The organism is Legionella santicrucis (genome assembly GCF_001468135.1).
GTDB classification, from domain to species: Bacteria; Pseudomonadota; Gammaproteobacteria; order Legionellales; family Legionellaceae; genus Legionella; species Legionella santicrucis.
The window spans coordinates 1-615 of sequence record NZ_LNYU01000076.1 but is presented as its reverse complement, the minus strand read 5'-3'; the positions used below and the strand labels follow the sequence as shown (position 1 = coordinate 615).

Below are 615 nucleotides of genomic sequence, written 5' to 3'. Positions count from 1 at the left end.
CCATTGAGTCTCTGGGAAAAATGGGCAAGAAAGCAACGAAACAAAAAGGCCAAAAGTTCGATGCAGAAACAAGGGATAAAATTCAAGAGGTCAAAAAGGAACTCGCTACGGTAGCAAGACAATATAAGCAACTTAAGAAAAAGCCCTTGACTAATCCGGAAGAACGAATGGCGCGTGAAGAACAGCTGAAAGTATGCAGTCAACGCCTATTTGAGCTGCAAACACAACTCGTCTTTCTTTGCCAAGGACGATTACCTTTGGCGCATGCTGATATGATTGTTTTGGAAGCCTTTTATGCCAAGTACCAACAAGAACATAGCGCAGCCCAACAAATCTTAATTCAAAACGGCATCAGTCCCCAAAATAGAGAGCAATTTTATGCACTCAAGCGCGATAATGCAGAGAAGACGATTCCTGATGTGGTTATTGATGGCAAAGACATCGGCTATCCTGGGATTTATATTAAAAAACTGGATACGACCACTGATAAAGGAGCAGCACTTGCGGCCTGTCTTGGAAAAATAACACAGTGCTGCCAGTATCTTGGCGGTGTAGGCAGTGAGTGTGTGATTCATGGCATCACCTCGCCTAATGGTGGTTTTTATGTTTTATGCC

The 615-nt window shown here is 43.3% G+C and carries 1 protein-coding gene; it reads left to right on the top strand.

Annotated elements, in window-relative coordinates:
• Nucleotides 1-20: 20 nt before the first annotated feature.
• Nucleotides 21-615: anticodon-binding domain-containing protein (locus Lsan_RS12905; RefSeq protein ID WP_157068311.1), on the top strand; the 595-nt coding region annotated here is incomplete at its 3' end.